Below are 7,020 nucleotides of genomic sequence, written 5' to 3' on the forward strand. Positions count from 1 at the left end.
GGAAAATGAAAACGCTTAGAATAGTATATATGAGCATATAAATGATTAAATAATCGTATAAATAGATTGTAAATGAATACTTAATCATTTACGATAATGTCAAACAAAGGAGATTTGAAGACTATGCCGAAAATTAATGACATTACGCGAGAATCTTGGATTCTAGGCGCATTTCCTGAATGGGGAACTTGGTTAAATGAAGAAATTGATCAAGAAATAGTAGAAAAAGGAACATTCGCAATGTGGTGGATTGGTTGCACGGGTTTATGGATTAAATCTGAAAACAACACAAATATCGCAATTGACCTATGGTTTGGAAATGGAAAACGCTCAAAGAAAAATAAAGAGATGGATAAGTATCATCAAATGAGAAACATGACAGGTGGTATTATGACACAACCTAACTTGCGTGCTGCACCAATTGTTTATGATCCATTTGCAGTAACAACAGTTGATGCTGTTCTAAGTACTCACTATCACAATGATCATATTGATCCATTCTTTGCAGCAGCTGTTATGAAAAACTGTGGTGAAGATGTTCCATTTATCGGTCCATTAAAAAGTGTTGAAAAATGGTTAAGTTATGGTATACCAGAAAGTCGTTGTAAAGTAGTCAAACCGGGAGATGTTATCCACATAAAAGACTGTGAAATCGTTGTACTAGATAGTTTTGATAGAACTTGCTTAGTTACTGATGAAATGGATATCCGTGGAATTTGTCCAACAAACATGGATGAAAAAGCAGTTAACTATTTAATCAAAACACCAGCTGGAAATATCTATCATAGTGGTGATTCACATTATTCAACGTATTATGCTAAACATGGAAAAGATCATAAGATTGATGTAGCCTTAGGCTCATTTGGGGAAAATCCAGCAGGAAACCAAGATAAAATGACAAGTATTGATATCTTACGAATGGCTGAAGCTCTTCAATGCAAAGTTGTAATTCCATTCCATTATGATGTATGGACAAACTTCAAAGCAGATCCAGCTGAAATCCTAATGTTATATGATTTCAAAAAATATGTACTTGAATATAAGTTCAAACCATTTATTTGGGATGTAGGTGGAAAATTTATTTATCCTAATGACGCAGATAAACGTCAATATCATTATCGTAGAGGATTCGAAGACTGTTTCACTGAAGAACCAAATGTACCATTTAGAAGTATCTTATAGGTGAATATATGTTAATTCAAAAAATTCTAGATAATAAGGTTACAAGTTATAAAGAAGGTTTTGACACATGGCAAGAAGCTATTAGAGGAGGCGCTGAAGCATTAATTGAACAGGGATTTATTGAACCTGTTTATGTGGATGCGGTAATTGCTTGTGTGGAAAAATATGGGCCTTACATTGTCATAGCACCTGACATTGCAATGCCACATTCAACAGAAGGAGCTGAGGGAGTTCTAAAAACTGGAATTGGCTTTATGAAAGTTGAAAAAGCAGTTTGCTTTGATCCAAATGATCCTGAAAAGGATGCAAGATTATTCTTTACACTAGCAGCAGAAAATCATGAAGAACATCTTAATAATATGATGGAACTATCAGAGATGTTAATGAATGAAGACCTTGTAAAAGATTTACTAGAAGTAAAGAATGATGAAGATTTAAAAAAAGTGGGAGAAAAATACACTATATAGTGAAAGGGGAAACTTATGGAATTCTTAATGTCAATTTGGACGTTCTTCGCGTCTAACATTTTAACACAACCAGCATATTTCATTGGATTAATTGTATTAATCGGGTATTTACTACTTCGTAAACCTTTATATGAAGCGTTTGCTGGATTTGTAAAAGCAACAGTTGGATACTTAATTCTAAGTGTTGGATCAGGAGGTTTAGTTAATAATTTCCGTCCAATTCTTGTTGGATTAAAAGATCGTTTTGATTTAAATGCAATGGTTATTGACCCTTATTTTGGTCAAAATGCTGTTACAGCAGGTTTAGGAGAAGTGTTTGGAAGAACATTCTCACAAGTAATGTTATTACTATTAATTGCATTCATATTCAATTTAATTCTTGTTCGTTTGAAAAAATGGACAAAGTTACGTGCAGTTTTCACAACTGGGCATGTACAAATGCAACAAGCTTCAACAGCATTCTGGTTAATGCTATTCTGCTTCCCAGCATTAGGCGATACACCAATTCTAATTTTAATGGGAATCGTATTAGGGTTATATTGGGCAGTAGGTTCTAACTTAACAGTTGAATTAACACAAGATTTGACAGAGGGTGGTGGCTTCTGTGTGGCTCACCAACAAATGTTTGGTATTTACTTCTTCTCAAAACTATCAGAAAAAATGGGTGGTAAAGATAAGAAACGTTTAGAAGATATTAAATTTCCAGGTTTTCTATCTATCTTCAACGAAAACATGGTTGCGACATCAGTTTTAATGCTAATTTTCTTTGGTGCAATTCTTGTAATCTTAGGTAAACCATATTTAATAGAAGCTGGATTCTTAGCTGCTGACAAGAATTTCTTCTTCTATATCCTAACAACATGTTTCAATTTTGCGGTTTACTTAGCAATCTTGCAACTTGGAGTACGTACATTCGTTACTGAGTTAACAAACTCATTCCAAGGTATTTCAAATACATTCTTACCAGGAGCAGTTCCAGGTATTGACTGTGCAGCAGTTTATGGATTTGGTTCTCCAAATGCTGTAACTATCGGGTTCTTGTTTGGTGCATTAGGACAATTCTTAGCAATCTTAGCATTAATTGCATTAAAATCACCTACATTAGTTATTGCAGGATTCGTTCCAGTATTCTTCGATAACGCAACAATCGCAGTATTTGCGAATAACCGTGGTGGTGTAAAAGCTGCAATGATTATGCCATTTATTTCAGGATTATGCCAAGTATTCGGTTCAGCATTAGTAGCATCATGGGTAGGCTTAGCAGCATATGGTGGATACTTAGGAATGTGGGACTGGGCAATTGTATGGCCAATCTTCACAGGATTAATGAAATTCTTAAGTTATGCAGGTGTAGGTTTAGTTGTAATAATTTTAATTGCTATTCCTCAACTTCAATATCGTGCACATCCAGACACATACTTCTTAATCACTGAAGATTATGATGCATATAAAGAAAAAATCGGAAAAAAATAAAAAAGAAATGGAGATAAAATAAAATGCTTAGAATATTAGTTGCGTGCGCAAATGGTGCAGGAACCTCATTAATGATGAAAATGAGAGTTGAAAAGGCTACAAAAGATTTAGGAGTTAAAGTTCAAACAATTCATCACTGTTCTCTATCTGAGGGGAAGAGTGCAGCAACACAATATGATGTAGTATTTTGTCCTTTAAACTTCGTTAATATGTTTGATGATGCAGCAAAAAAAGGTATCGTAATATGCGGAATGAAAAATGTATTATCAGACAAAGAAGCTCAAGAATTATTAATCAATAGTGGGCTAGTAGAAAAAAACAAATAAGTTGTTAAGGCTACCTTTAAGGTAGCCTTCTTAAAATTAAAACGGGAGGTATCTATGAAATTTAATAAAATTCATTGTGATGATATGACACGTTGTTATTGTGCTAGTCATATTGAAATTGATGGAGAACTTGTTGCACTTTTTGCAAGTGAAGATCCTACAAGTGTTTGTCATGCATATTCAGGAGAAAATTTTGAGCATAAAGAAGTTGTTTGGGATAATGCTGGTGGTTGTATGTCTATCATTCCAATACCAAACAAGAAAAATGAATTTCTTGCAGTACAAGAATTTTATTTAAAAGTGAATCCAAGCTTAGCTAAAATTGTTTGGGGTAAATATGAAAAGGAAACTGGATGGGTAATTAAGGATGTTCTCCATTTACCATATCTCCATCGTTTTGATATTTATCGTAAAAATGGGATTAACTATTTTATCGGAGCTACGATTGCTGAGGATAAAAAAGATAAAGAAGATTGGTCAAAATCAGGAGAGATTTTCGCAGGTGTGTTGCCCGATGATCCAACAAAAGGTATTGAACTCAATAAGATTGTAGATGGTTGTTTTAGAAATCATGGATATTGCCGGGGTGAATTTGAAGGCAGTGTTTGTGGATATTTTGCAAGTGATCAAGGAGTTCTTCGTGTTACACCGCCTGATCAATTAGATGGCGACTGGCATGTAGAAAAAATCATGGAAGGTAGAATAAGTGAAATTGCATTTGTCGATATCAATAATGATGGTATTGAAGAAATGATGACAATTGAACCATTCCATGGAAATACCATGAAAATATATAAATTGAAAGATGGTAAATATGAATGTGATTTTGTATATCCATATGAGATTGACTTTGCCCACACATTAGTAGGAACAAAATTCTGCGGGAAAAACTCTTTCCTTGGTGGTGTCCGTCGAGTGAATGCAGAATTATTTGTGATTCAATATATTGACAATAAATATGAAGTCACAATTATAGAAAATGGTGTAGGACCTGCCAATATTGATGTAGTACATCGTGAAAATGATGACATTATCATTGCAGCGAACCATACAAAAAATGAAGCAGCAATTTATGTTGCGACAGCGTAGGAGGATTATATGTTAGAACGTTTAAAACAAGAAGTTTTTGAAGCTAATTTATTATTACCTCGTTACGGATTAATTACGTTTACGTGGGGTAATGTATCAGGTATTGATCGTGAAAAAGGTTTGGTTGTAATTAAACCAAGTGGTGTTGAATATGATACGATGACTGTGGAAGACATGGTTGTTGTGGACATGGAAGGAAATCGTGTTGAAGGTAATTTAAAACCTTCCAGTGATTTGATGACTCACTTAGAATTCTACAAAAATTTTCCAGATATCAAAGGTGTTGTACATACGCATTCACAAAATGCAACAGCTTGGGCACAAGCGGGATGTGATTTACCGGCTTTAGGAACAACCCATGCAGACTATTTTTATGGAACTGTTCCATGCACACGTTGTATGACAGAAGATGAAATAAAAAATGATTATGAATTGAATACAGGGAAAGTAATTGTTGAAGAGTTTTCAAAAAGAAAAATAGAACCAAATCAAATGCCAGGTGTACTTGTACATAGCCATGGTCCTTTCACATGGGGAAAAGATCCATATGATGCAGTGCACAATGCAGTAGTATTAGAAGAAATCGCAACAATTGGGTTAAAGACAAAGGTAATTAATAAAACAGTTGAAGATATGCAACCGACTTTACTAGACAAGCATTTCTTGAGAAAGCATGGGCCAGGAGCTTATTATGGACAATAAAAAATACTTATTAGGTCTTTATGAGAAATCGATGCCAAATACATGCAGCTGGGAGGAAAAACTTCTCAATTGCAAAAAATTCGGATTCGACTGGCTAGAAATAAGTGTTGATGAAACAGATGATAAACTGGCTCGCTTAGATTGGACTAATGAAGAAATCAACATACTAAAAGAATTGATTACAAAAACGGGTGTTCCAATCAAGACAATGTGTCTCAGCGGACACAGAAAATATCCCTTAGGATCACTTAATGAGGAAACAATTCAAAAGAGCTTGGATATTATGAGTAAGGCGATACAACTAGCAAGTAAGTTAGGAATCAGAATTATTCAACTAGCAGGCTATGATGTTTATTATTCAAAAGGTAATGAGAAGACAAAAGAAACATTCATCCATAACTTAAAAATTGCTGTAGAAATGGCCGCAAAAGAAGGAATTCTACTAGGTTTTGAAACAATGGAAACGTTTTTTATGGATACTGTCAAGAAATCGATGGAATACGTAACTTTAGTGGATAATCCATATCTGCAAATTTATCCAGATATGGGAAATCTTACAAATGCATCCGTTTTATACCAACATGATTTAGTAGCGGATATTCAAAGTGGCAAAGGCCATCTTGTAGCAGCACATTTAAAAGAAACAAAACCAGGACATTATCGTGAAGTTCCTTTTGGAACAGGACATACCGATTACAATAAAGTGATTACGTGTTGTAAGAATTTAGGAGTGAGAATGTTTGTAGGTGAATTTTGGTATGTTGGTCAAAACAATTGGGAAGAAGATTGTATTCATGCAAACCGTTTCCTAAGAGAAAGACTAGATAGTGTGTTCAATGATTAAACTTGTTGTAGCAGATTGTGATGGAACAATCTTAGATGATCATAAAAAGATAGATCCTCAACTAAAAGAGGTAATAAAGCTACTAAAACAAAAAAATATAATATTTACTCTTGCAACGGGTAGAAACATATTTTTGATGGAAGAAGTTGTACAAGATTTGGATTTAGAATATCCTTATATAATTAATAATGGCGCAAACATATATCAAAAAAATAAAATGATTGAAAACTATTCCCTTCCTAAAGAAGCAGTTCAACCAATTTGTAGTATTTTGGAAAATGAAAATTTTCCTTTTTTAGCATATAGTGAAAAAGAATTAGTAATCTACTCAAAACATCAATTGCTAGAAGGCTTTAAAGAAAAGTTAAAAAATAAATTAGAGCATATTGAGTTTAATCTTTCAATTAACTTTTCAAATATTCCATTTTTTAAAATAACAATTGCGACAAATGATGTTGAGGATATTAAAGAAACAAAAAAACAGATTGAAGAACTTTTTCCAAACATTAATTTCAAACGTTCGGAAGGTACATTATTCACTATCACAAGTAGTCAAGCAACAAAAGGTAATGCAATTCAAACATTAGCTTCTATGCTTGGATGTGAGAAAGATGAAATCATGGTGTTTGGTGATAATTATAATGATATTACGATGTTTGATGTTGCTAGTGTTGGTGTTGCGATGGGAAATAGTGATGAAACAATTAAACAATGTGCAACACATGAAACAAGCGACAACAATCACAATGGTGTAAGTGAATTCTTGATAAAATATTTTGGTCTTTAAATTGTGATTGTTGTAAACAAAAATTAAGCTTTTAAAATAATCTAATTTGTCTTAGTATATATTGGAATAGAAATGAGGAGAACATGGAACTTAGAGATAAAATCAAAGGAATAAGAAAAAGTATAATCAAAATGGTAACGGCAGGGAAAT

General features: G+C 33.5%; 8 protein-coding genes. All 8 read left to right on the forward strand.

The annotated features are described in order from the left end of the window. Nucleotides 1–123 precede the first annotated feature (123 nt). The 8 genes from ulaG to RSB60_RS05225 are packed head-to-tail and all read left to right on the forward strand — an operon-like array spanning nucleotide 124 to nucleotide 6,870. Nucleotides 124–1,182 (forward strand): L-ascorbate 6-phosphate lactonase, encoded by a 1,059-nt coding sequence (gene ulaG, locus RSB60_RS05190; protein WP_323382779.1) that lies wholly within the window; start codon nucleotides 124–126, stop codon nucleotides 1,180–1,182. Nucleotides 1,183–1,190: 8 nt separating this feature from the next. Continuing rightward, entirely contained in the window at nucleotides 1,191–1,649 is a 459-nt protein-coding gene (locus tag RSB60_RS05195) for a PTS sugar transporter subunit IIA (RefSeq protein WP_323382778.1), read from the forward strand. Between the two features lie 15 nt (nucleotides 1,650–1,664). Then, the gene (locus tag RSB60_RS05200; RefSeq protein ID WP_323382776.1) at nucleotides 1,665–3,122 is read left to right on the forward strand and encodes a PTS ascorbate transporter subunit IIC; all 1,458 of its coding nucleotides are present in this window, start codon (nucleotides 1,665–1,667) and stop codon (nucleotides 3,120–3,122) included. Nucleotides 3,123–3,145: 23 nt separating this feature from the next. Then, nucleotides 3,146–3,448, forward strand: coding sequence for a PTS sugar transporter subunit IIB (locus RSB60_RS05205; protein WP_323382775.1), 303 nt, complete (start codon nucleotides 3,146–3,148; stop codon nucleotides 3,446–3,448). Nucleotides 3,449–3,502: 54 nt separating this feature from the next. Further along, entirely contained in the window at nucleotides 3,503–4,537 is a 1,035-nt protein-coding gene (locus RSB60_RS05210) for a hypothetical protein (RefSeq protein WP_332614955.1), read from the forward strand. Between the two features lie 9 nt (nucleotides 4,538–4,546). After that, nucleotides 4,547–5,239, forward strand: coding sequence for an L-ribulose-5-phosphate 4-epimerase (gene araD / locus RSB60_RS05215; protein WP_332614957.1), 693 nt, complete (start codon nucleotides 4,547–4,549; stop codon nucleotides 5,237–5,239). Then, nucleotides 5,229–6,083, forward strand: coding sequence for an L-ribulose-5-phosphate 3-epimerase (locus tag RSB60_RS05220; RefSeq protein WP_332614959.1), 855 nt, complete (start codon nucleotides 5,229–5,231; stop codon nucleotides 6,081–6,083). Before araD ends, RSB60_RS05220 begins: the two co-directional genes overlap by 11 nt. Then, the gene (locus RSB60_RS05225; RefSeq protein WP_332614961.1) at nucleotides 6,076–6,870 is read left to right on the forward strand and encodes an HAD family hydrolase; all 795 of its coding nucleotides are present in this window, start codon (nucleotides 6,076–6,078) and stop codon (nucleotides 6,868–6,870) included. The genes RSB60_RS05220 and RSB60_RS05225 overlap by 8 nt, the downstream gene beginning before the upstream one ends. The last annotated feature ends 150 nt before the right edge of the window (nucleotides 6,871–7,020 follow it).

Source organism: Anaerorhabdus sp. (assembly GCF_036657415.1).
In the GTDB taxonomy this organism is placed as follows: domain Bacteria; phylum Bacillota_I; class Bacilli_A; order Erysipelotrichales; family Erysipelotrichaceae; genus Anaerorhabdus.